This window comes from Brevundimonas sp. FV2ps16 (genome assembly GCF_058681075.1).
In genome coordinates this window covers 1,388,607-1,410,182 of sequence record NZ_CM178728.1, presented here as the reverse complement: position 1 = coordinate 1,410,182, position 21,576 = coordinate 1,388,607, and the positions used below count along the sequence as shown (strand labels likewise).

The window sequence follows — 21,576 nt, the reverse complement described above, 5'->3', positions numbered from 1 at the left end:
TGCTCAGGGAGAGCGCAGAATGATCCGCACACTGAAACTGACGACGGCGGCAGCCGCGCTTCTGGCTCTGGCGGCCTGCGGCGACGGCGGGTCCGGCGGCGGGTCCTCGGCCCGTTCGGGGATCTGGGCGGCCGGGTCGTCCACCGTCTTCCCCTTCGCCACGCGTGTCGCGGAAAACTTTTCACGGACTTCGGGCGGCGCCGCGCCGCGCGTCGAATCCCTGGGCACCGGCGGCGGCATCCAGGCCTTCTGCCAGGGCGTCGGCCCGACCACGCCGGACATCGCCAACGCCTCGCGTCAGATGAAGGCGTCTGAGTTCGACATGTGCGCCAAGAACGGCGTGACCGAAATCGTCGAGATAAAGATCGGCTTCGACGGCATCGTCATCGCCACGGCGCGAAACGGCAACAGCTTCAACTTCGAACTGAACGACATCTACGAAGGCCTGGCCAAGGAAGTTCCCGGACCGAACGGCGCCTTCGTCGCCAACCCGGCCACCACCTGGAATCAGGTCAACGCCGGCCTGCCGAACCAACGCATCCAGGTCTATGGCCCGCCGCCCACCTCGGGCACCCGCGACGCCTTCCTGGAACTGGGCATGACGCCCGGCGCTAAGCTGGTTCCCGCAGCGGCGGCCGTAGCGGAAACCGACGAAGATCGGTTCGAGGCCCTAGCCCACACCCTGCGCGAAGACGGCGCCTGGATCGACTCGGGCGAGAACGACAACGCCATCGTCCAGACCCTGACCCGCACCCCTGGTTCGCTGGGCGTGTTCGGCTATTCCTTCCTGGAGCAGAATCTGGACACGGTGAAGCCTGAGACCATCGACGGCGTCACGCCCAATGCCGACACCATCGCCAGCGGCGAATACCCGCTGTCGCGCAGCCTCTACATCTATGTGAAGAAGGCCCATATCGGCGTGATCCCCGGGCTTCAGCAGTTTGTGCAGGAATTCCTGTCCGAGGGCTCGGCCGGCAAGGGCGGCTATCTGGCCGACCGTGGTCTGATCCCGCTGCCGGAGGACCAACTCGTCGCTCAACGCGCCATCGTTTCAGCGATGACGCCGATGCAACGGCCCGCCAAGTAACAACGCTCTCCTTGAAAGCTATCCGCCCCTTTCCACGGCCGATCCGTCGGTTATGATGGGGGCGGGATAGCAATCAGGAAAACCCTATGACTTCTCAGCCCGCGCGTCTGCGCAAGGCCGTGCTGCCTGTCGCCGGTCTCGGAACCCGTGTCCTCCCCGGCACGAAGACCACGCCGAAGGAACTGCTGAACGTCGTTGATCGGCCGATCCTTTCCTACATCGTCGAAGAAGCCCGCGAGGCCGGGATCGAACATATCGTCTTCGTCACCGGCCGCTCCAAAGGCGCGATCGAGGACTATTTCGATCACCAGATCGAGCTGGAAAGCCAGCTGGAAGCCAAGGGCAAGACCGAGATCCTCGACCAGCTGCGGGCCGAACTGCCCAATGCCGGCGAGATGAGCTTCACCCGCCAGATGTCGCCCAAGGGTCTGGGTCACGCCGTCTGGTGCGCCCGCGACATCATCGGTCATGAACCCTTCGCCGTCCTGCTGCCCGACGTCATCGTCGACAGCCGACCCGGTGCGCTGAAGCAGCTGATCGACGCCTATAACGAGGTCGGCGGCAATCTGATCGGCGTCGAGGCCGTGCCCGAGAGCGAGACCCACAAATACGGTATCGTCGATCCGGCCAGCCGTGAGGGCCGTCGCATCACCATGAAGGGGATGATCGAAAAGCCGGCCAAGGGCACGGCGCCGTCCAACCTGTCGATCTCGGGCCGCTATATCCTGCAGCCGGAAATCTTCGACCTGCTGGCGACCCAGGAACGCGGCGCCGGCAACGAGATCCAGCTGACCGACGCCATGGCCCGCCTGATGGCCAACCAGCTGTTCACCGCCGTCGAATACGAAGGCGTGACCCACGACTGCGGCGACAAGATCGGCCTGCTGAAAGCCAATGTCGCCCTGGCCCTGAAGCGCCCCGACCTGGGCGAGGCCGCACGCGCGGCGGTGACGGCCCTGCTCTGACGCAAGGGAAGGCCGCAGGGGTTCCGGATCGCGCCGACCCCTGCTAACCCTCCCGGCAAATCATCAGGAGACGAACCATGGCCACTTCCGAAGGCTGGGACATGCCGACCGGCGACCTCATGAAGGGCAAGAAGGGCCTGATCATGGGCGTGGCCAATTCCAGCTCCATCGCCTGGGGCATCGCCTCGCAACTGGCGGCCCAGGGCGCGGAACTGGCCTTCACCTATCTGGGCGAGAGCCTGGAGCGTCGCGTGCGTCCGCTGGCCGAGAGCGTCGGCGCCAAGCTGCTGGTCCAGGCTGACGTCACCGACGACGCCTCGATGGACGCCGCCTTCGCCGAGCTGGAAAAGACCTTTGGCACGATCGACTTCGTCGTTCACTCGGTGGCCTTCGCCAACAAGGACGAGCTGAAGGGCAGTTTCGTCGACAACACCACGCGCGACAGCTTCCTTCTGGCCATGAACATCTCGGCCTTCAGCTTCGTGGACGTGTCCAAGCGCGCCGCCAAGCTGATGCCGAACGGCGGCAGCCTGATCACCCTCACCTATCTGGGGTCCGAGCGGGTCATTCCGAACTACAACACCATGGGCGTGGCCAAGGCGGCGCTGGAGGCGGCGACCCGCTATATCGCGCGCGACCTGGGGCCCAAGAACATCCGCGTCAACGCCATCTCGGCCGGCGCCATGCGCACCCTGTCGCTGGCCGGCATCTCGGGCGGGCGCGGCCTGCACTCCAAGAGCGCCCAGTTCTCGCTGATCAAGGAAGAGACCTCGATGGAGGGCGTCGCCGGCGCCGCCCTGTGGCTGTGCTCGGACCTGGGTCGTTCGACGACGGGCGAGGTCGTTCACGTCGACGCCGGCTTCCACGCCGTCGGCCTGCCGGACGACATGGAAGGCTGATCCCGCTCTTTCGCCCTTTACGGCGACGGTTTAAGGCCGGGGCATGACTGCTCCGGCCTTTTCCATGCGGGCCCCGCCCGCCTCCGCCTTTTCGTCCGCCGCCGTGGCGACTGTCATCGGGTTCGGGGGCACGGTGGCCCTGGTGGTGCAGGCGGGGCAGGCCCTGGGCGCGGACGCCAGCCAGATCGGCTCCATGGTCACGGCGCTGTGCCTGGCCATCGGCATTCCCGGCGCCCTGCTGAGCTGGCGGCTGAAGATCCCCGTGGTCCTGGCTTGGTCCACGCCGGGCGCAGCCCTGCTGGCCGCATCAGCCCTGGGGCTGTCGTGGCAGACGGCGGTCGGCGCCTTCGTCGTTTCCGCTGTCCTGATGATCCTGACCGGTCTGATCCCGGCGCTGGGTCGGCTGGCGGGGCGTATCCCGTCGGCCATAGCCTCGGCCATGCTGGCGGGGGTGCTGCTGCCCTTCGTCCTGCGGCTGTTCAAGGTCGTGCCGGACGAGACGGCGCTGACCCTGTGCCTGATCGCGGTCTTTCTGGTCTTCCGGCGGCTCTGGCCGACCTGGGCCCTGCCCGCCGTGCTGGCGGCGGCCTTTGCGGTGCTGGCGATGCGAGGTCAACTCGCCCTGCCCGTCGGCACCGGCCTGTTTGGCCGGCTGGAGCCTGTCATTCCCGCCTTCGATGCGAAGGCCGCGATCAGCCTGGGCTTTCCGCTGTTCCTGGTGACCTTGGCGGCGCAGAACCTGCCGGGGTTGGTGGTGCTGCAGGGCGCCGGCTATCCGCCGCCGGCGAACCGCCTGATCCTGTCCACCGGGATCGCCAGCCTGGTCGCCGCGCCGTTCGGGGCGCACGGGGTCAATCTGGCCGCCATCACAGCGGCGATCTGCACCGGACCCGACGCCCATCCGGATCCGGGTCAGCGCTGGATCGTCGGTGTGATATACGGCGGCTTCTATCTCATCGTGGCTCTGTTCGCCGCGCCGCTGGCGGGCCTGTTCATCGCCATGCCCCCGGCCGTACTGGCGGCCGTAACGGGTCTGGCCCTGATTGCGCCCCTGACCGGCGCCTTGCTGAGCCTGACGGCCGATGCGCCGTCACGCGAGGCCGCCGTCCTGACCTTTGCGGCGACGGCCTCGGGACTGGCCCTGTTCGGGGTAGGATCCGCCTTTTGGGGGCTGGTCGTAGGGTTCGCGGCCCTGGGTGCGGGCCGCTTCCTCCGCCGGGCCTAGTCCCGCGCCGGGATGTTCAGGCCGCGCTGTACGGCCGGGCGGGCCAGGCCGCGCTCCAGCCAGGCGGCGACGCGCGGGAAGTCCGCAAAGCCGACGACCTCGCCCGCCTCATAGAAACCGATCAGATTGCGGACCCAGCCCAGGGTGGCGACGTCGGCGATGGAGTAATCTCCGACGATCCAGTCCCGGCCTTCCAATCGGGTTTCCAGCACGCCCAACAGGCGGCGGCTTTCGGCGACGTAGCGATCACGCGGACGCTTGTCCTCATAGTCCTTGCCGGCGAACTTGTGGAAGAAGCCCAGCTGGCCGAACATCGGGCCAATCGCGCCCATCTGGAACATGACCCACTGGATCGTCTCGTATCGGGTCGCGGGATCGGCGGAGAGCAGTTTGCCGGTCTTCTCCGCCAGATAGATCAGGATGGCGCCGGATTCGAACAGGGCCAGCGGCTGTCCGCCGGGACCGTCGGGATCGAGGATCGCCGGAATCTTGCCGTTGGGGTTCAGCGACAGATATTCCGGGCCCCAGGTCTCATTGGCCATGATGTCGATGAAGTGCGGCTCATAGGCCAGGCCGATCTCCTCCAGCATGATCGAGACCTTCACGCCATTGGGTGTCGGCAGGGAATAGAGCTGGAGCCGATCGGGATGTTGCGCCGGCCAGCGGCGGGTGATCGGGAAGGCGGTCAGGGCGGTCATGGGTCAGCCTCGGCTTTACGATAAGCCCTATGTCGGCGCCGCCCGCCCGATCCGCAACATCTACAGGGGCGGAAACGCCTCAGTCCGGCTCGCGCTCGCCCACCTCGGTCGGCGGCACGGCCAGCAGCCAGCCGTCGGCCAGGTGCAGCTCGGGCGTAGCTTCCTTGGTGAAGGGCAGGTACCAGGTGGGGCCGCCGGTGGCGGGGGCGATTTCCAGCATGTCGTCGGCCCCGAAATTCTGGACCGACTTGACCGTGCCCATGACCCCGCCCGCCGTGTCGCGGACCTCGACCCCGATCAGGTCGGCGAGATAGAATTCGTCTTCGTCCGGATCCGGGAAGCGGTCGCGGGGGACGTAAAGTTTCAAGCCGCGCAAGGCGTCGGCTTCTTCCTTCGTCGCAATCTCCTTGGCCCGGCCGACGACGCCGTTCTTGTCGGGCCGCGTCGAGGTCAGGGTCAGGGCCACGGTCCCATCGGCGCGCATCAGCGGGCCATAGGCGGTCAGGGCCAAGGGATCGGCGGTGAAGGCGGTCACCCGCACCTCGCCCCGAACCCCGAAACCGCCGCCGATCTGGCCGACGAGGATCAATCTGCTGTCCGTGGTCATGGTCGTCCTTAGCGCATGAAAAAGGCGGCGTCGAAGGACGCCGCCTTGATCGTGTCGAGACCGAAGAGCTTAGGCTTCGGTCTTTTCTTCAGCGGCTTCTTCAGCAGCGGGGGCCTCTTCAGCAGCGGCTTCAGCAGCGGGCGCTTCTTCGGCCGGAGCTTCTTCAGCAACCGGAGCCGGAGCAGCAGCGGCGGCGGCGGCTTCTTCCTTGGCGCGGGCGGCGGCTTCAGCGGCCTCGACCTTGGCGGCGGCTTCGGCTTCCAGGCGGTCGGCTTCGCGCTGGGCGCGTTCGGCGGCGCGCTCTTGCGCCTTCTTGCCGGGAGCGCCCTTGTTCGGGTTGTTGGACTGGGTCCACTTCACCTTGGCGCCCAGGGTCTCGTCCTGCGACAGGAAACGGGCGACGCGGTCGGTCGGCTGGGCGCCCTTGCCGAGCCATTCGGCGATACGCTCGACCTTCAGGGCGACGCGCGGGGTGGCGCCGTCCTTGGGCAGCATCGGGTTGTAGCTGCCGACCTTCTCGATGAACTTGCCGTCGCGGGGCGAGTGCGAGTCAGCGATGACGATGTGGTAGTAGGGGCGCTTCTTGGCGCCGCCGCGGGCCAGACGAATCTTCAGCATTGTCAGTCTCTTTCTAGGAAGTCGTTATTTCTTGGGAGGGAAGCCCGGAAGGCCCGGAAGGCCGCCCGGAAGTTGTCCGCCACCCAGGCCGGCGAGCCGGTCCTGGATGGCTTTCAGTTCGTCGGCGCTGGGTTCCGGCGTCTTGCCGCCGCCCAGGGCCTTCAATCGGTTCAGATCGGGGGCGCCGCCCATTCCCGGCATGCCGGGGATGCCGCCCCCGCCGCCGAGACCGCCCAGCATGGCGGCCATCTGCTGCATCTTCTTGGGGCCGCCGCGCGCCATCTGTTTGACCACATCGGCCATCTGGCGGTGCTGTTTCAGAACCCGGTTCACGTCCTGCACATCGACGCCGGCGCCGGCGGCGATCCGCTTCTTGCGGCTGGCGTTCAGCAGATCGGGCTTCTTGCGCTCGGCCTTGGTCATCGAGGAGATGATGGCTTCCTGGCGCAGGATCATGCGGTCGTCGACGCCGCTTTCGGCCATCTGGGACTTCATTTTGGCTACGCCGGGCAGCATGCCCATGATGCCCTGAAGCCCGCCCATCCGCTTCATCTGCTGCAGCTGAGCGGCCAGGTCGTCGAGGTCGAACTGGCCCTTGGCCAGTTTGCGGGCCATCTTCTCGGCCTTGGCCTGGTCCAGGTCCTGGCTGGCCTTTTCGACCAGGGCGACGATATCGCCCTGCCCCAGGATGCGGCCGGCGACGCGGCGGGCGTCGAACACGTCCAGCGCATCGACCTTTTCGCCGGCGCCCAGATATTTGATCGGCAGGCCGGTGACCGCCCGCATCGACAGCATGGCGCCGCCGCGACCGTCGCCGTCAGCGCGGGTCAGGACCAGGCCCGTCAGGGGCAGGTGGGCGTGGAAGGCGGCGGCGGTGCGGACCGCGTCCTGGCCGGTCAGGCTGTCGGCGACCAGCAGGGTCTCGACAGGCTTGGAGATCTCGGCGACCTCGGCCACCTCGTTCATCAGCCCCTCGTCCAGGGTGATGCGGCCGGCGGTGTCGAGGATCAGGACGTCGAAGCCCTGGAGCTTGGCCGATTGCAGCGCCCGGCGCGTGATCTGAACCGCGCTCTCGCCCGCCACGATGGGCAGGACGGCGACGTCGATCTGTTTGCCCAGCTGGGCCAGCTGTTCCATCGCGGCCGGACGACGCGTGTCCAGCGAGGCCATCATGACCTTCTTGCGATCAAACTTGGTCAGGCGCAGCGCCAGCTTGGCGGAGGTCGTGGTCTTGCCCGAGCCCTGAAGGCCGGCCATCAGCACCACGGCGGGCGGAGTGGCGTTGGTGTTGAGCGGGACCGGCTCTTCGCCGCCCAGCATCTCGATCAGGCCGTCATAGACGATCTTGACCACCTGGTCGGCGGGGCGGACCGAACGGATGACCTCTTCACCGGTGGCGCGTTCGGTGGCGAAGGCGATGAATTCCTTGACGACCGGCAGGGCGACGTCGGCCTCGAGCAGGGCCACGCGCACTTCGCGCATCGCCTCGGCGACATCCTTTTCGGACAGGGCGCCGCGGCCGGTGATCCGGTCGAAGACGCCTGTCAGCCGCTCGTTCAGAGCCTCGAACATTCACTACCTCGTGGCGACGGGTGAAACGGCTCCATACGACAACGGCCCCCGGCGACGATCACGTCGGCGGAGGGTTCTCGCCAGCCTCGTTCTTTCCTTTGGGCTACCGGCCTTCGGCCTACTCGAGCCCGAAAGGGCCGTGCTCAAGTAACGCTAAGCGCGATAGCACAACAGAAAAGCTGTCGTGCTGGTGGAGACGCGAGGTTCACTTGCGTCGGAAGCGGCGGCTTATGAAGGAAAACAAGGGGAATGTCGAATCTCCCTTTCGCATCGTCCGCAAGAAGCCCGTCAAGCTCCAGCGAAGTCGCAGCGTGTTCAGAACGAGCCTCTTTCTGATAGGACGTACAGACGGCAGGGTGTCTGGAACCCCATCGAGGAAACGAAATGATTTCCCTTCTTGTCGCGACCCTCCTCCAGACCTCGCCCGCCCTCCCACCCTTGCCTCAAGGATGGAGCGAGAGGGAAATCTTCGCTTTGGAAGGCGGCTGGGGCGGGTTTGGCGTTAGCGACAGGATGGAGGCCCGATTCTGGCGACGTTCGCCTTATCCCGCAACCAGCGACACCCCCGCCTCCTATTGGGTGGCGCACGTCGTCCGCCGACATAACGGGGTCCCGGGACAGGCCGACAAGTCCTTTGATGCATGGCTCGACGAATCCGACTGCCCCCAAGTGCGAAGAGCGGTGGAAAGGATCGCCGCGTTCCGGCCGCCACCTCCCTATGCCTCCGACTCCAAGGAGCAGGGCCTTGCCATTGGGACGCATGGCACGAACTACACCCTCAAGGCCTGGGGAGGATCAGACGCGTCGCATCAGGCTCTGGTCACGACCTTCGATCCGAATGGCGGCCTTCTGGGCGATCTGACCTGGGCCATCCAAGACGACCTGAACGCCTGTCTATAGACGCGGCCGGCAGGTCTCCTGGTGCTACGGCTCGTCCGGCGTCTCCGGCTCCTCCGTAGGCGTTTCGTCTTTCTTCGGTTCTGAACCAGGCGCCGTCACGACGATGTTTTCAGGCGGGGCGGACAGTTTCGACAGGTCGCCGCCGGCGCGAAGGACGTCCAGGGCGCGTTGCAGCTGGTAGTCCTTCTCCTTGTCGAAGTCCTTGCCCGGCGCCTCATAGGGGATGTGCGGCCCCTTGCGTTCGGCGCCGATGGAGGAGTCCAGGGCGGTGGCGTAGGCGGCTTCGGAATAGATGAAGCTGGAGCGCGAAACGATCCGCGCCTCGGCCTCGGACCGGGCGACCTCCAGGTCCGGCTCGATGCCGATCTTCTGGATCGAGGCGCCGGACGGGGTGTAATAGCGGGCCGTGGTGATCGACAGGGCGCCGTCACGCCCCTGGCGCAGCGGGATCACCGTCTGGACCGATCCCTTGCCGAAGCTGGTCAGGCCGACGATGGTCGCCCGCTCATGATCTTTCAGGGCGCCGGCGACAATTTCGGACGCCGAGGCCGAGCCGTAGTTGACCAGGACCACCACCGGCAGGCCGCCGGTCAGGTCGCCGGGCTTGGCGGAATAGCGCTGGATCTGCTCGGGCTTGCGGCCGCGCTGGCTGACGATCTCGCCGCGCTCCAGGAAGGCGTCGGACACGTCGATGGCGGCGTTCAGCAAGCCGCCGCCGTTGTTGCGCAGGTCCAGGACATAGCCCTTCACGCCCGGCTTCTCCGCCTTGATCTTGGCGATGGCTTCGGTCAGTTCGCGGCCGGTGTTCTCGTTGAAGGTCGAGACGCGCAGATAGCCGAAATCGCCCTCGACCCGGCCGGTGACCGACTGGACCTTGATGATCTCGCGGGTCAGGACGACCTCGCGCGGCTCTTCCCCGTCGCGCAGGAAGGTGACGCGAACGCTGGTGCCGGCCGCGCCACGCAGCTTCTCGGACACCTGGGTGACGGTCAGGCCCGCCGCGTTCTGGCCTTCGATGGAGGAAATGACGTCGCCGGCCTGGACCCCGGCCTTGGCGGCGGGGCTTTCGTCCATCGGCGAGATGACCTTCACCATCCCGCCTTCGGAGGTGATGGTCAGGCCGACGCCGGAATACTGGCCCTCGGTGCGCTCGCGCAGATCGTCATAGTTGGACGGCGCCAGATAGTTGGAATGAGGGTCGAGCGCCGTCATCATGCCGGCCAGGGCGGCCTCGATCAGCTTCTTGTTGTCGACCGGGACCACATAGGCCTGCTCGACGATACCCACAACGTCGCCGAACAGCTCCAGCATGCGGAAGGTTTCGTTGCGAGGCGTCTGGCTGGTGGCGACGGCGGCGGAGCCGCCGAGAACCAGGGCGGCGCAGCCGACGAGGAGCAGTTTACGCATTCGGTCTCTTTCGGTCGGGCCGATCATGACGGGCGCCCGTTGGGAAGGTAAGGCCCCGCAGACACGACGGAATCGTGGCGACGCGGCGTCATGCCGATAAAATCAGCGTCAGGGCGGATTGCAAAGCTCTATTGCGGGTCATTGCAGCCAGGGACCCGGGTCGATGGGGCGTTCCTCGCGTCGCAGCTCGAAATAGACGTCGCCGTCGGGGCCGCTGCGACCCAGGGACTGGCCGTCGGCGACACGAGCGTCCGGCGTCACATCAACACTCTCCAGCCCTGCGATCACCGCCCGCCAACCGGGACCCAAGTCCAGGATCACCACCTGCCCCCAGCCGGTCAGAGGTCCGGCATAAGCGACCTTGGCGTCGGCGGGCGCCACCACGGACGCTCGGTCTGCGCGCCAGCGCCAACCGGAGGTTCCCGGCCCCCAGGTCTGACTGGGCGCGCCCTGGACCGGTGAACTGAGACGGCTGCGGCCGGCGGGAAGGCGAGCGGGGGCGGCCTCGGCCGGCTCGGCGGCGGGCACGGCGCCCCCCAGCTCGCGGATGCGGTTTTCCAGCACACGCGTGGCCCGCTCGGCGGCGCGGGCCTCGGCGTTGAGGACGGCGGTCAGGGCGGTCTTGCGCGCGGTCAGACCCTCGATCTCCGCGCGACGATCGCCCTGGGCGCTTTCGGTGGTCAGCAGCCGCTCGGACGACAGGACGGCAAGACGGCGGATGCGCATGATCTCCGCCTGACGGTCGGCCAGGGCTTTCGCACGTTTTTCCAGATCCGGCGTCATGGCCTTCAGCAGGATAGAGGCGCGCACAGTGTCGATCGCCTTGTCCGCCGGGACCAGCAGAGGGGGCGGCGGGCGGCGGCTCATCATCTGCAGGGCGCTGAGCAGTCGGCCCTGGGCGCCGCGTTCACGGGCCAGATTGGTGACCAGTTCGGCCTCACGCGCGCTGAGCTGCTGAAGGCGGGCGCGCTGATCCTCGATCTGGCGGTCGTCAGTCTGTTCGTCGGCGCGAAGGGCGGCCAGCCGGCGCTCGAGCTGCGCCAGTTCGTCCTTGGCCGCCTCGGCGTCTGCGCGCAGGCGGCGCGCCCGCACCGCCTCATCGCGATATTCGGCCTGAATGCGCCCCAGTTCGCTCTCGGGCGCCTGCCGACCTGCGGCGGGGGCGGCGAGGACGAGGCCCGTCAGCAGGGCGAGGGAAAGTGTGGCGGCGCGACCCATGTCAGTCGCGATGATAGGGTGATCCGGCCAGGATGGTAACCGCCCGATACAGTTGTTCGGCCAACATGGCGCGGGCCAGGGCGTGGGGCCAGGTCTGGGGACCGAAGGCCAGGGTCGAGGCTGCGGCGGCGCGCACGATCTCGTCCAGCCCGTCGGCTCCGCCGATGGCGAAGACCAGCCGGCGTTCGCCCTGGTCGCGCAGTTTGGCGATATGGTCGGCGAAGGCGCGCGAGCCATAGGTCTTGCCGCGCTCGTCGCAGGCGATCAAGTGCGCGCCTTCGGCGGCGGCGAGGATCAGCTCGGCCTCCGGCGCCTTGCCCGGCTTGCGGGCCTCGAGGTCTATCAGTTCGAGGGGACCGAGGCCCAGCGCGCGTCCCGCAAGGGTGGCGCGCCGGGCATAGTCGTCGGCGAGCGTCGCCTCAGGCCCCCGGCCCGGCCGGCCGATGGCGACGATGCTCAGCTTCACGGTCTTAGTCGCGGACCATGCGGTGGGCGGAATCGACCGCCCAGATCTTCTCGATATTGTAGAAGGTGCGCACTTCCGGGCGGAACAGGTGCACGATCACGTCGCCGGCGTCGATCAGGACCCAGTCGCAGTGCGGCAGGCCCTCGACCTTGGCCTTGCCCAGACCCTGTTCCTTCAGGGTGCGCAGCAGGTGGTCGGCGATGGCGCCGACGTGACGGTGCGAACGGCCTGAAGCAACGATCATGGTGTCGGCCATGGCGCTTTTGCCCTTGAGGTCGATCAGGACCATGTCCTGGGCCTTGTCCTCGTCGAGGCGGCTCAGCAGGGCTTCTTCTAGCGGCGTGGAGCCGACCGGGCGCGGGGCGGAATCGCCGAAAGCCAGGGAGGGTTCAGATCCGTCTTCGGAATGGAGAGGTTCGATAGCATCCATCTCGTGCGCCGTGTTCGAAACGGCGGCGTCTTGCGTATCATACGCGGGCGAGGGGGTCAGCGGAGGGCTCCAGGAGCGTTGACTAAAGCAGTCCTCTAGCACGAATGGGCCGGAACGTGAACCGCCGGCCTGATCACGAGCCCGCGCGTCGCCCTTTCGCGGTTCGGATCGCCGTCGAAGACAGGGGATTCAGCGGCGCCGTCAGATAGGTCCAGGCCGGCGCCGCCAGGGTCGGCAACAGGCCCGCCTGCTGGGCTGGAATACGGAAACCGGCGAAGCGCGCGGCCGCCGGCGCCGTGCGGCTGTCCAGCAGCGACCCCGGCCGGGCGATCACCGCCACCGGCATCAGCCGCATGATGTCGGTCCAGCCTCTCCAGCGGTGGAAGCTGGCCAGATTGTCGGACCCCATCAGCCACACGAAATGGACGCCGGGATGCCGGGCCACCAGCAGGCGCAGGGTGTCGACGGTCCAGGCCACGCCTGTGCGGGCCTCGAAGTCCGAAATGATCATCGACGGGCCGTGCGCGTGTTCCCGCGCCGAAGCCATCCGGTCGGACAATGGGGCGCTATGGCGGGCGTCCTTCAAAGGATTTTGCGGCGAGACCAGCCAGACGACCCGGTCGAGACCCAGGCGGCGCATCGCCGTCTCGGCCACATGGGCGTGACCGTCGTGGGCCGGATTGAAGGAGCCGCCGAACAGACCGACCTTCATCCCCGGCGTCAGGATCAGACCGTCTCGCAAGCCCCCGGTTCGGGGGCCGGCGCCTTTGGGCGCGGGACCGGCGTGAAAGAAGGACAAGCGGGGCGTCTCGGGGGAGTTATGCTCAGCGGCGCCCTTATCATGGCGGGCGATGGTCCGCATACCGATTTCTCCCCGCGAACGGACGCCGCCCCGATCTATACCGCGGCCTCGAACAGGGCGTCGCGGGCGACGTCGGCGTGGGTCATGGGGAAGAGGTGGCCGGCGTCCGTCACGACCTCGACCTTCACATGATGCAGACCTCGGGGCGACGTGGGGACGAAGGTCAGGGCGCCGCGTTCGGCCTTCAGAATTCGCGTGGGCCCGGGATAGCGGCGCAGGGCGCGCCAGGGATCGTGCGCCTGGGCCGCATAGTTGGCGGCCTCCCAGGCGGGATCGGCGGCGAGCCTATAGCCCTCATCCGTTTCGACCAGGCCTTCCGACAGATAGTCGGCCAGGACCATGTCCGGCCAACCCTGGAAAGCGCCGCGCCCGCGATAGGCGGCCAGGGCCTGCTCGCGGCTGTCGAACAGGGCCCGACGGCGGCGCGTGGCCTTGGCTATGGGTATGCCCGCCAGCAGGCGATGCGCGAAAGGCAGGTTGAAGATCAGGAAGGTCGAGCGTTTCCAGATCACCGGATCGAACAGGACCAGGCTGGAGACCCGGTCGGGGCGTTCCGCGGCCGCCAGCAGCGAGGCCGTGCCGCCCATCGAATGGCCGGCGAGGACGACCGGAGGGCCGTCCAGGGCGTCCAGCAAGGACAGGAGGTCGTCGCGATGATCCAGCCAGCTGGCCTTGGGCCGGGCGAAGATCGGCAGGCTTGAGCCCCCGTGGCCGCGAAGATCCGGCGCCCAGATGCGCAGTGAGGCGGACAGGGGCGACAGCATGGTGCGATAGGTGGCGGCGTTGAAGCCGTTCGCGTGCGAAAAGATCAGATCGACCGGCCGTTCGGGATCGCCGAAATCCAGCACCGACATCAGGCCGCCGCCCCAATGATTTTCAATGGGGACGCTGAGCCGACGCGGGGCTGACATCCGGGCGACGTCCATGATCAGCCCGCCTCGCGGCAGGCCAGGCACAGGCCGTGCGCCTCGATCGTGGTGCGCGTGATCGCATAGCCGGCGCTGGCGGCGGCGGCGTCGATGGAACCCTGGTCCGGGCCGGCGATCTCGCGCGTCGCGCCGCAGCAGTCGCAGATCAGGAAGGCGGCGGCGTGGGGCGCCGACCCGTTCGCGGCGCTGCCCGAACAGGCGACATAGGCGCTGATGGAGGCGATCCGGTGCGCCATCCCCTGGCGTTCGAGAAACTCCAGCGCGCGATAGACGGTCGGCGGCTTGGCCGCCTGGCCGTCCTCGCCGAACCGGGCGATCAGATCATAGGCCTTCACCGGCTCGCCGGTTTCCAGCAGCAGGGACAGAACCCGACGACGAGGGGCCGTCATCCGCTCCCCCGCCTCGGCCATGCGCGCCTCTGCGCCCTGCAGCGCGAGCGCCAGGGCCGCGCCGTGCAAGCCGGAATGGTCGTGGTCATGGTCGCAGGTGGAACTCATGGGCCACAGCTAGTCGCTGACCGGCGTCACCGCAACAGATCACGGCTTGACGCCTCGTGATGTTATCTCATAACAGAATATCATCTCTCCCCGAAAGTAGGCCGTCCATGCGTCCCTTCGTCACCCGTCCTCTACTGCTGTCCGCCGTCGCCTGGAGCGCCCTAGCCTCCAGCGGTCTGGGCGGCGCCGCCTTCGCCCAAACCGCCGAGACTCAGCCCACCACCGTCGATGACATCATCGTCACCGCGACCCCGTTTGGCGTGACGCAACGCGCCACCACCATCGCCACCGACGTTCTGGACGAGCAGAAGCTGGCCATCGCCCCCGCCACCTCGCTGGGGGATCTGGTCAACGGCATGCCAGGCATTCGCTCAACTGATTTCGCGCCGGGCGCCAGCCGGCCGGTGATCCGGGGCCTGTCGGGGCCGCGCGTTCAGGTGCTGACCAACGGCCTGGGCCAGATCGACGCCAGTTCGGTGTCGCCCGACCACGCCGTCGCCACCGATCCCGGCGAAGCCCACCGCATCGAGATCGTACGCGGACCGGCGACCCTGGTCTATGGCGGCTCCGCCATCGGCGGGGTAGTCAACATCATCGACGACCGAATCCCCGAGACACTGCCGGAAGGCGGGATCGAGGGCCGGGTCTCGACCCAGTATTCCAGCGTCGACGACGGACGCGGCGCCTCGGGCCACGCCACGGTCGGCGTCGGCCGGTTCGCCTTCAACGTCAGCGGCGTGACCCGCAAGACCGACGACTACGACATCCCCTCGCCCGCCCGCTCGCAGATCTTGGCCGACAGCGACGGCGAGCCGCGCGGCGACGGCGGCACGCAGCCCAACTCCTGGTCCGAACTGAACGCCTGGGGCGTCGGCGGGTCGTACATCGCCGACAAGGGCTTCGTCGGCCTGTCCTATAAATCGACCGAAAGCGAATACGGCACCGTCGCCGAGCCGGAAGTCTTCATCAACCTGGAACAGGAACGCTGGGACGGACGCGGCGAGTACCGCTTCGACACCGGCCCCTTCGCCAAAGTCCGCGCCTCGTACGGCCACGCCGACTACACCCACACCGAGTTTGAAGGACCGGGCGAGCCGGGCACCGTGTTCAACTCGGACGGCTGGGAAACGCGCGGCGAACTGGTCCAGCGCGAGCAGAACGGCTGGAACGGCGCCATCGGCGTCCAGGCCCTGGAGCGTAATTTCGAGGCCATCGGCGAGGAAGCCTTCGTCCCGACCGTCAAGATCGAGGAACAGGGCCTGTACACCGTCCAGCGCTATGACCTGGGCCGCTACGGCTTCGAAGGCGGCCTGCGCTACGACCGCCGCACCCTGACCGCCACGCCTCTGGGCGAGACGGCCGAGGTCGAGCGCGAGTTCGACAACTGGTCGGCCAGCGCGGCCGCCTTCCTGCGTCCGCAGGCCGGTCTGTTCCTGGGCCTGAGCCTGTCGCGCACCGAGCGCGCGCCCAGCGAAGTCGAACTGTTCGCCGACGGCGTCCACATCGCCACCGCCGCCTATGAGACCGGCGACGTGAACCTGGACACCGAAAAGGTCACCACCCTAGAGGGCACGGTCCACTATGACCGCGGCCGTTTCACCGGCGACCTGCACGTCTACAAGTCCTGGTACGACGGCTTCATCGACGAACGCGCGACGGGCGACGACTTCTATTTCGAGGAAGAGGACGAGTTCTTCCCGATCTATCAGTTCGTCCAGACCGACGCCGACTTCCAGGGCTTCGAGGCCGAGGCCGCCTACGCCCTGTGGCAGAGCGGCGACCGCAAACTGTCGCTGGAAGGCGCGGCGGACTACGTCAAGGCGGACACCGACCTGGGGCCGGCCGCGCGCATCCCGCCGTGGTCCGCCACCGCCCGCCTGGCCTGGACATCGCGCATGTGGGACCTGGCCGGAGAGGTTCGTCACGTCGGCGAGCAGGATCGTCTGTCCGACAATGAACTGCCCACCGACGCCTATACGATGGTCAATCTGCGGGGCGCGGTGCGTCCGTTCGCCGACAAGGAGATCACCGTCTTCGCCGAGGCGCATAATCTGACCGACGAAGAGGCGCGCGAGCACACCTCGTTCCTGAAGGATATCGCCCCCCTGCCCGGCCGGAACCTGCGCGTCGGCGTCACCTACGCCTTCTGACCCTGTCGGCACGGCCTCACGGAATCCCCCCGTCCGTGAGGCCGTTTGCCGCTGAGGCAGGCTTGGGCTAGAAGGCCCGCCTCAATCAATTCCAGAGTGCCTGGCTTCTCATGACCGACACGACCAACTCGCCGCTCGAAGGCAATGTCCTCTTCTACACCAAGCCCGAGCCGCTGGATCCGGTCCAGCACGGCGGGCTGGGCGTCAACCCGGCCGATAAGCCCTACGCCTTCGTGGCCCAGACCAATGTCGTGCCGCTGACGGTGACCGAATTCGCCGCCGCCGCCCTGTCCTATCCGGTCATCTTCACCGGCGAAAACCGCCAACCGGTCGTGGTCATGGGCCTGCGCCAGGGCGAGAACCTGTTCGTGGCCGCCGACGGCGAGTTCCGCCCCGACGCCTATATCCCCGCCTATGTGCGCCGCTATCCGTTCGTCTTCGCCGACGACAAGCAGAACCAGCGCCTGATCCTGTGCATCGACCGCGGCTCGCCGATCGTCGCCGAAGGCGGCCAGAACCCGCTGTTCGTCAATGGTCAGGCCAGCGACTACACGACCATGGCGATGGAGTTCTGCAACAACTTCGAACAAGAGCGCCAGCGCACCGAAGCCTTCGTCAAGCTGATCCAGGACCTGGACCTGCTGGACGTCCGTGAAGCCGTGTTCACGCCGCGCAACCCGGACGGCACGCCCGGCGCGCCGCAGAAGCTGGCCGAATACTACGCCGTGTCGGAAGACAAGCTGAAGGCCCTGCCGGCCGAGAAGCTGGCCGAGCTGCGCGACAATGGCGCCCTGGGCCAGATCTACGCCCACCTGGTGTCGCTGCTGGGTTGGGACCGTCTGATCGCCCTGGCCTTCCTTCGCCAGGCGCCGGGCACGGTCAACTAAGACCTCGGCATCGAGAACAAGCGCCCCGCCGGTCCGCCGGCGGGGCGTTTTTTGTTTCAGCGTCGCGCGAACAGGGCTCGGGTCAGGCAGGAGAACACCAGCCGCCCCGCCTCGTCCAGCAGGTCGTGCGACGCGATCACGATCCCCTTTTCATCGCCGACCGGGTCCTTGCCCATCACCGTCATACGGCCGCGCAGCAACTCGCCAGGCGGCGGATTACGCATGAAACGCAGGCCGTCCACGGCCAAGACCTTGGTCTGGGCCCAGCCGCCGGATTTCTCGGCGGCCAGGCGGCTCCACAGAACATAGACCATGGCGTCAGGCGCGCCGTAGGCGGTGTCCCAGCCGGGCGAGAACCGTTCGACGAAGACGTCAAGCGCCGCAGTATCGACGGCGCAGGCGCCCAGCGGCACCACCTGCCCTGTCTCCAGATCCTCATAGTGGACGAGCAGGGGGGCGCTCATGGCAATCCTTCAGGCGGGTTCTTCGGAAACGCGAACGAGCAACTTGCCGTCATGATCGCCGGTGAACAAGCGGTTCAGCGAGTCGAGCGCCCCTTCCAGCCCGTCATCGACGTGAACCTTCCACTTGACCCGCCCATCCGCCAGCCAAGGCCCCATCTCGGCGACCATTTCACGGGCGCGGGGAGCGTAGTCGAGCACCAGGAAGCCCTGGACGTTCAGCCGATGGGTGATGATCCGGGCGAAGTTCGGCGACGGCGGCGCCTTGGTGGCGTTGTAGGATGAGACCAGACCGCAGACCGCCATCCGTCCGTGCACCTTCAGCCGGTTGAACACGGCGATCATGATGTCGCCGCCGACGTTCTCGAAATTCAGATCGATTCCGTCCGGCGCCAGGCGGTCCAGCGCCTCGCCGACATCCTCGTTCTTGTAGTCGATAGCGGCGTCGAAACCGAGTTCATCGGTCAACCAGGCGCATTTCGCGGGTCCGCCGGCGATGCCGATGACGCGGCAGCCGCGCTGTTTGGCGATCTGGCCGGCGATGGAGCCGACGGCGCCCGCTGCGGCCGAGATGACCAGCGTCTCGCCCGCCTTGGCCTTCAACACATCAGTGACGCCGAAATAGGCGGTCAGTCCCGTCATGCCCAGCACGGACATATTGGCGGTCAGCGGCAGGCCGGGCGCGCGATGCACCGGCCGAAGCCCGCCCTCCGGCACGACGGCGTAGTCGGCCCAGCCGCCCGAAGCCGGCATGACCAGATCCCCGACCTTGAACCGATCCGAGCGGCTGTGCTCGACAACCCCCAGCGTCAGGCCGCGCATCACCTCGCCCAGGCCGACCGGCGGCAAATAGCCTTCGGAATCGTTCATCCAGGTGCGGTTGGTCGGATCCAGCGACAGATAGAGGGTGCGGACCAGCACCTCGGACTCCTTGATGTCGGGGATCGGGCCCTCGACCAGTTCGAGGTCGCCCGGCTGGATCAGGCCCTTGGGTCGCTGGCGCAGCACCCATTGGCGATTGGTCTTTCCGTTCGAGGTCATCGTCTATCCTCCGCAAGTTTTCTTTGAGGACCATGGTGGCCCGGTCTCGCGCGACGGTCGAGGCCCGCCGCAAAGAAAAAGGCGACCCCTGAGGGCCGCCTTGAAGTGGCATCATCGAGAATGAGGCGCGGAGGCGACAGATTGGCTTTCGCCAATCTCAAGTCGGGGGGCGTCGCCGCCTCCGCAAACCCGTAACGGCGCTTAGGAACAGCGGTTCCCCACGATCAGAGGATTTTTTGGCTCCGGGCGAACAGCCGTAGATCAGCCCTCGGTCGGCAACGATTTCGGAACGCCGTTACCGAGGGGGCGTTGTGTCCATCTGAACACCAATCGGGAGGCAAAGATGGCAGAGCGAGATCCCCAAGCAAACCCTGGCGACGCGGCGGTGGCGCGCCAAGGAGTCGATGCGCAATCAACCCGGCAGGGCCGGTCCGGCTCGCGTATCCTGATAATCCTGATCGCGTCGCTGGGCGGCGCAGCCTTGCTGCTGGCCCTGATTTGGTTCTTCAGCCAAGGCGGCCTGTCGCAAACCAACGCCAATGACGGCGATCAGGCGGTGGATGCGCGCGCCTTCAGCGGAGACGCGGCGACGCCTCCTGCTGCAGACGCCCCCACAGGACCGAACGGCGAGCCGCGCCCCGTCCCCACGGGCGAGGCGCCCAATGTCAACGCTCCCACTCAACCGTCCAGCTGAACCCAGAAAAAAGCCCCGGTCGACGTGACCGGGGCTCATCGTCACCTATGGCGGCCCAAGGGACCTTAGGCGGCCTGCTTTTGGCGCGAGGGATGGAAGAACAGCGCCTGGCTGATCGCCGCCTTCACCGTCTCCGGCTGGAAGGGCTTGGTGATCAGGAAGGTCGGTTCGGGCCGCTCCCCGGTCAGCAGGCGCTCCGGGAAGGCGGTGATGAAGATCACCGGCACATCCATGCTCTTAAGGATTTCCTTGACCGCGTCGATGCCGGACGATCCGTCGGCGAGTTGGATGTCGGCCAGGACCAGGCCGGGCTTGTGACGCGCGACAGCCTCGATCGCTTCCTCGTGCGTGGTGGCGGCGCCGGTGACGCGGTGTCCCAGTTCCTTCACAAGGCTCTGGATGTCGGCCGAAATGATGGCCTCGTCCTCGATCACCAGGACGTCGGTCGCCAGTTCGGCGTCGATGTCCGACTGGGCGTCGGCGATCAGCCGCTCCACGTCCCGCGCATCGGCGGATAGGATCTGGGCGGCCTCGGAGGGCGTGAAGCCCTCAAGCGCAGTCAGTAGGAAGGCCTGGCGAGACCGGGGCGCGATGCGCAACAGACGGCTGGAGGCGTCCGAACCGCCCTCGGCGCCGATCCCGTCCTCAAGCTGAGCGCCGGTCGAGGACCAGATGGCGTGGAAGACGTGATAGAGCGCAACCCGCGGCGTCATCTCCGGCGAAAGCTGCTGCTCGCCGGCGGCCAGGGCCTCCAACGCGACACGCACATAGTTGTCTCCCGTCGCCTGATCGCCGGTGAGCGCCCGCGCATAGCGACGGACGTAAGGAAGATGCGGCGCAAGTCTGGCCAGAAGGCTCATATAGTCAGTCCCCGACAAAATTCGCTGGATCGTCTCACAGGACGCAGCGCTACAAGGCTGGAAACGTGCCAATCGGCTCACGGTTCCGCTCCCGCGCCCAAGCTTGAGCATTTATTCCACATTCCCCGGAACTCGCTGCGTGGCGGTACGTTATCGACCCTGCATTTCTGCACTGCAGTTGGGTGGGCGGTGTTCTGTCTATGATTGATTCTTCCGATTCCTCGCGGCGCAAAGGCGCCGATAAGCCGGGGGAGGCGGGGCTCGAAGAAGCTCGCCTTCGTCAGCAGGCTATTGGCGTCAAGCTTCGCCACATGTTCGACGAGGTCGTCAACGAGCCTGTTCCTGACGAATTTCTTGAAATTCTAAAACGCGCCGACGCCAAGTCTCCCGGCGGTGGCTCATGAGCTCGTCACGTCTGGGCGCCGCGCCTAAGCCTGCTTCGGCGGATGACGAGGGCTTCAAGCGTGAACTGGTCCAGCTGATTCCGCATCTGCGGGCGTTTGCCCGCACTTTGACTGGCGATCCGACCGCGGCCGACGATCTGGCGCAGGACGCCATGATGAAGGCCTGGGACGCGCGCGCCAGCTATCAGATGGGCACAAACATGAAGGCCTGGACCTTCATGATCCTGCGCAACCAGTTCTATTCCGAGAAGCGCCGGTCCTGGCGCCAGTCGCAGCTGGACCAAGAGGCCGCAGAGCGCACCCTGGTGGCGGTCGACGACCCCGAGGCTCCCGTGGCCTTGGATGAACTGCGCCAGGCGCTGAAGACCCTGCCTGAGGAACAGCGCGAGGCGCTGATTCTCGTCGGGGCTGGCGGCTTCGCCTATGAAGAGGCGGCCGAGATCTGCGGCTGCGCCGTCGGCACGGTTAAGAGCCGCGTCAGCCGGGCGCGCCGCGCCTTGCAAGCCATCCTGGAGAAGGGGGGCTATGGACGCGACGGCAAGGCGGCAGGCGACGCCATGCGCTCCATTCTCGGCGAGGCCGACAGGCTGGCCGGCGCCCGATCCTGAGCCCTCGGTGACGGAGGAAGCCAGACCCGATCCGACAGCCGCCCAGCCGCGGCTCGAGCGGAAGTGGAACGCCGCCCGATTTCAAGGGATT

The 21,576-nt window shown here is 67.1% G+C and carries 24 protein-coding genes; 10 read left to right on the top strand and 14 right to left on the bottom strand.

Annotated features, from left to right (window positions below; all coding sequences use genetic code 11):
• The first annotated feature begins 19 nt into the window (after positions 1 to 19).
• The 4 genes from ACW170_RS06765 to ACW170_RS06750 all read left to right on the top strand — a co-directional run bounded on the left by ACW170_RS06765 (position 20) and on the right by ACW170_RS06750 (position 4,176).
• On the top strand, positions 20 to 1,087 hold the full coding sequence (locus ACW170_RS06765) for a substrate-binding domain-containing protein (RefSeq protein ID WP_492088887.1): 1,068 nt from the start codon (positions 20 to 22) through the stop codon (positions 1,085 to 1,087).
• A gap of 86 nt (positions 1,088 to 1,173) precedes the next feature.
• Complete coding sequence (gene galU / locus ACW170_RS06760; protein WP_492088886.1) at positions 1,174 to 2,052, top strand: UTP--glucose-1-phosphate uridylyltransferase GalU; 879 nt, start codon at positions 1,174 to 1,176, stop codon at positions 2,050 to 2,052.
• A gap of 101 nt (positions 2,053 to 2,153) precedes the next feature.
• A complete protein-coding gene (locus ACW170_RS06755) occupies positions 2,154 to 2,951 on the top strand; it encodes an enoyl-ACP reductase FabI (protein WP_492089145.1) in 798 nt (265 codons plus the stop codon).
• Between the two features lie 43 nt (positions 2,952 to 2,994).
• A complete protein-coding gene (locus tag ACW170_RS06750) occupies positions 2,995 to 4,176 on the top strand; it encodes a benzoate/H(+) symporter BenE family transporter (protein ID WP_492088885.1) in 1,182 nt (393 codons plus the stop codon).
• Here ACW170_RS06750 and ACW170_RS06745 read toward each other — a convergent pair.
• The 4 genes from ACW170_RS06745 to ffh all read right to left on the bottom strand — a co-directional run bounded on the left by ACW170_RS06745 (position 4,173) and on the right by ffh (position 7,671).
• The gene (locus tag ACW170_RS06745; RefSeq protein ID WP_492088884.1) at positions 4,173 to 4,874 is read right to left on the bottom strand and encodes a glutathione S-transferase N-terminal domain-containing protein; all 702 of its coding nucleotides are present in this window, start codon (positions 4,872 to 4,874) and stop codon (positions 4,173 to 4,175) included. The two genes, ACW170_RS06750 and ACW170_RS06745, sit on opposite strands and share 4 nt — an antisense overlap.
• Before the next feature lie 79 nt (positions 4,875 to 4,953).
• Positions 4,954 to 5,481, bottom strand: a complete 528-nt coding sequence (rimM, locus tag ACW170_RS06740) for a ribosome maturation factor RimM (RefSeq protein ID WP_492088883.1) — start codon at positions 5,479 to 5,481, stop codon at positions 4,954 to 4,956.
• 69 nt (positions 5,482 to 5,550) lie between these two features.
• Entirely contained in the window at positions 5,551 to 6,099 is a 549-nt protein-coding gene (rpsP, locus tag ACW170_RS06735) for a 30S ribosomal protein S16 (protein WP_492088882.1), read from the bottom strand.
• Positions 6,100 to 6,123: 24 nt separating this feature from the next.
• The gene (gene ffh / locus ACW170_RS06730; protein ID WP_492088881.1) at positions 6,124 to 7,671 is read right to left on the bottom strand and encodes a signal recognition particle protein; all 1,548 of its coding nucleotides are present in this window, start codon (positions 7,669 to 7,671) and stop codon (positions 6,124 to 6,126) included.
• A gap of 384 nt (positions 7,672 to 8,055) precedes the next feature.
• Between ffh and ACW170_RS06725 the strand changes: the two genes are divergently transcribed.
• Entirely contained in the window at positions 8,056 to 8,571 is a 516-nt protein-coding gene (locus ACW170_RS06725) for a hypothetical protein (protein ID WP_492088880.1), read from the top strand.
• Positions 8,572 to 8,595: 24 nt separating this feature from the next.
• On the opposite strand, the gene ACW170_RS06720 is transcribed toward ACW170_RS06725, so the two are convergent.
• From ACW170_RS06720 to ACW170_RS06690, 7 genes are all read right to left on the bottom strand, one after another.
• Positions 8,596 to 9,978: a S41 family peptidase gene (locus ACW170_RS06720; RefSeq protein ID WP_492088879.1), complete on the bottom strand. Its 1,383-nt coding sequence runs from the start codon at positions 9,976 to 9,978 to the stop codon at positions 8,596 to 8,598.
• Between the two features lie 138 nt (positions 9,979 to 10,116).
• Complete coding sequence (locus tag ACW170_RS06715; RefSeq protein ID WP_492088878.1) at positions 10,117 to 11,196, bottom strand: murein hydrolase activator EnvC family protein; 1,080 nt, start codon at positions 11,194 to 11,196, stop codon at positions 10,117 to 10,119.
• Position 11,197: 1 nt separating this feature from the next.
• Positions 11,198 to 11,662, bottom strand: a complete 465-nt coding sequence (gene rlmH / locus ACW170_RS06710) for a 23S rRNA (pseudouridine(1915)-N(3))-methyltransferase RlmH (protein WP_492088877.1) — start codon at positions 11,660 to 11,662, stop codon at positions 11,198 to 11,200.
• Between the two features lie 4 nt (positions 11,663 to 11,666).
• Positions 11,667 to 12,092, bottom strand: a complete 426-nt coding sequence (gene rsfS / locus ACW170_RS06705) for a ribosome silencing factor (RefSeq protein ID WP_492088876.1) — start codon at positions 12,090 to 12,092, stop codon at positions 11,667 to 11,669.
• Between the two features lie 133 nt (positions 12,093 to 12,225).
• Positions 12,226 to 12,804: a nicotinate-nucleotide adenylyltransferase gene (locus tag ACW170_RS06700; RefSeq protein WP_492089144.1), complete on the bottom strand. Its 579-nt coding sequence runs from the start codon at positions 12,802 to 12,804 to the stop codon at positions 12,226 to 12,228.
• Positions 12,805 to 12,989: 185 nt separating this feature from the next.
• The gene (locus tag ACW170_RS06695; protein WP_492088875.1) at positions 12,990 to 13,880 is read right to left on the bottom strand and encodes an alpha/beta fold hydrolase; all 891 of its coding nucleotides are present in this window, start codon (positions 13,878 to 13,880) and stop codon (positions 12,990 to 12,992) included.
• Between the two features lie 2 nt (positions 13,881 to 13,882).
• On the bottom strand, positions 13,883 to 14,380 hold the full coding sequence (locus tag ACW170_RS06690; RefSeq protein WP_492088874.1) for a Fur family transcriptional regulator: 498 nt from the start codon (positions 14,378 to 14,380) through the stop codon (positions 13,883 to 13,885).
• A gap of 107 nt (positions 14,381 to 14,487) precedes the next feature.
• Between ACW170_RS06690 and ACW170_RS06685 the strand changes: the two genes are divergently transcribed.
• Positions 14,488 to 16,530: a TonB-dependent receptor gene (locus tag ACW170_RS06685; protein ID WP_492088873.1), complete on the top strand. Its 2,043-nt coding sequence runs from the start codon at positions 14,488 to 14,490 to the stop codon at positions 16,528 to 16,530.
• 110 nt (positions 16,531 to 16,640) lie between these two features.
• Positions 16,641 to 17,417, top strand: coding sequence for a SapC family protein (locus ACW170_RS06680; protein ID WP_492027256.1), 777 nt, complete (start codon positions 16,641 to 16,643; stop codon positions 17,415 to 17,417).
• A 56-nt stretch (positions 17,418 to 17,473) separates the two neighbouring features.
• Here the strand turns inward: ACW170_RS06680 and ACW170_RS06675 are convergent, their stop codons facing one another.
• Entirely contained in the window at positions 17,474 to 17,881 is a 408-nt protein-coding gene (locus ACW170_RS06675; RefSeq protein ID WP_492088872.1) for an acyl dehydratase, read from the bottom strand.
• 9 nt (positions 17,882 to 17,890) lie between these two features.
• Entirely contained in the window at positions 17,891 to 18,919 is a 1,029-nt protein-coding gene (locus tag ACW170_RS06670) for an NADP-dependent oxidoreductase (RefSeq protein ID WP_492088871.1), read from the bottom strand.
• A gap of 385 nt (positions 18,920 to 19,304) precedes the next feature.
• Between ACW170_RS06670 and ACW170_RS06665 the strand changes: the two genes are divergently transcribed.
• A complete protein-coding gene (locus ACW170_RS06665) occupies positions 19,305 to 19,613 on the top strand; it encodes a hypothetical protein (protein WP_492088870.1) in 309 nt (102 codons plus the stop codon).
• 65 nt (positions 19,614 to 19,678) lie between these two features.
• Here the strand turns inward: ACW170_RS06665 and phyR are convergent, their stop codons facing one another.
• Entirely contained in the window at positions 19,679 to 20,473 is a 795-nt protein-coding gene (phyR, locus tag ACW170_RS06660) for an anti-anti sigma factor/receiver protein PhyR (protein WP_492088869.1), read from the bottom strand.
• A gap of 200 nt (positions 20,474 to 20,673) precedes the next feature.
• Between phyR and nepR the strand changes: the two genes are divergently transcribed.
• Both nepR and ACW170_RS06650 read left to right on the top strand, forming a co-directional pair.
• A complete protein-coding gene (gene nepR / locus ACW170_RS06655) occupies positions 20,674 to 20,877 on the top strand; it encodes an anti-sigma T factor NepR (protein WP_271165325.1) in 204 nt (67 codons plus the stop codon).
• Positions 20,874 to 21,485, top strand: a complete 612-nt coding sequence (locus ACW170_RS06650) for a sigma-70 family RNA polymerase sigma factor (protein WP_492088868.1) — start codon at positions 20,874 to 20,876, stop codon at positions 21,483 to 21,485. Before nepR ends, ACW170_RS06650 begins: the two co-directional genes overlap by 4 nt.
• Positions 21,486 to 21,576 lie beyond the last annotated feature (91 nt).

What these genes read in the sequence shown, in the direction of transcription:
- galU (WP_492088886.1), top strand. Translation starts at nt 1,174, where the DNA reads ATGACTTCTCAGCCCGCGCGTCTGCGCAAGGCCGTGCTGCCTGTCGCC.
- ACW170_RS06765 (WP_492088887.1), top strand. Translation starts at nt 20, where the DNA reads ATGATCCGCACACTGAAACTGACGACGGCGGCAGCCGCGCTTCTGGCT.
- ACW170_RS06670 (WP_492088871.1), bottom strand. Translation starts at nt 18,919, where the DNA reads ATGACCTCGAACGGAAAGACCAATCGCCAATGGGTGCTGCGCCAGCGA.
- ACW170_RS06725 (WP_492088880.1), top strand. Translation starts at nt 8,056, where the DNA reads ATGATTTCCCTTCTTGTCGCGACCCTCCTCCAGACCTCGCCCGCCCTC.
- nepR (WP_271165325.1), top strand. Translation starts at nt 20,674, where the DNA reads ATGATTGATTCTTCCGATTCCTCGCGGCGCAAAGGCGCCGATAAGCCG.
- rsfS (WP_492088876.1), bottom strand. Translation starts at nt 12,092, where the DNA reads ATGGATGCTATCGAACCTCTCCATTCCGAAGACGGATCTGAACCCTCC.
- ACW170_RS06680 (WP_492027256.1), top strand. Translation starts at nt 16,641, where the DNA reads ATGACCGACACGACCAACTCGCCGCTCGAAGGCAATGTCCTCTTCTAC.
- ACW170_RS06685 (WP_492088873.1), top strand. Translation starts at nt 14,488, where the DNA reads ATGCGTCCCTTCGTCACCCGTCCTCTACTGCTGTCCGCCGTCGCCTGG.
- ACW170_RS06700 (WP_492089144.1), bottom strand. Translation starts at nt 12,804, where the DNA reads ATGAAGGTCGGTCTGTTCGGCGGCTCCTTCAATCCGGCCCACGACGGT.
- ffh (WP_492088881.1), bottom strand. Translation starts at nt 7,671, where the DNA reads ATGTTCGAGGCTCTGAACGAGCGGCTGACAGGCGTCTTCGACCGGATC.
- ACW170_RS06715 (WP_492088878.1), bottom strand. Translation starts at nt 11,196, where the DNA reads ATGGGTCGCGCCGCCACACTTTCCCTCGCCCTGCTGACGGGCCTCGTC.
- ACW170_RS06745 (WP_492088884.1), bottom strand. Translation starts at nt 4,874, where the DNA reads ATGACCGCCCTGACCGCCTTCCCGATCACCCGCCGCTGGCCGGCGCAA.
- rpsP (WP_492088882.1), bottom strand. Translation starts at nt 6,099, where the DNA reads ATGCTGAAGATTCGTCTGGCCCGCGGCGGCGCCAAGAAGCGCCCCTAC.
- ACW170_RS06695 (WP_492088875.1), bottom strand. Translation starts at nt 13,880, where the DNA reads ATGGACGTCGCCCGGATGTCAGCCCCGCGTCGGCTCAGCGTCCCCATT.
- phyR (WP_492088869.1), bottom strand. Translation starts at nt 20,473, where the DNA reads ATGAGCCTTCTGGCCAGACTTGCGCCGCATCTTCCTTACGTCCGTCGC.
- ACW170_RS06750 (WP_492088885.1), top strand. Translation starts at nt 2,995, where the DNA reads ATGACTGCTCCGGCCTTTTCCATGCGGGCCCCGCCCGCCTCCGCCTTT.
- ACW170_RS06675 (WP_492088872.1), bottom strand. Translation starts at nt 17,881, where the DNA reads ATGAGCGCCCCCCTGCTCGTCCACTATGAGGATCTGGAGACAGGGCAG.
- rimM (WP_492088883.1), bottom strand. Translation starts at nt 5,481, where the DNA reads ATGACCACGGACAGCAGATTGATCCTCGTCGGCCAGATCGGCGGCGGT.
- ACW170_RS06755 (WP_492089145.1), top strand. Translation starts at nt 2,154, where the DNA reads ATGCCGACCGGCGACCTCATGAAGGGCAAGAAGGGCCTGATCATGGGC.
- ACW170_RS06690 (WP_492088874.1), bottom strand. Translation starts at nt 14,380, where the DNA reads ATGAGTTCCACCTGCGACCATGACCACGACCATTCCGGCTTGCACGGC.
- ACW170_RS06720 (WP_492088879.1), bottom strand. Translation starts at nt 9,978, where the DNA reads ATGCGTAAACTGCTCCTCGTCGGCTGCGCCGCCCTGGTTCTCGGCGGC.
- ACW170_RS06650 (WP_492088868.1), top strand. Translation starts at nt 20,874, where the DNA reads ATGAGCTCGTCACGTCTGGGCGCCGCGCCTAAGCCTGCTTCGGCGGAT.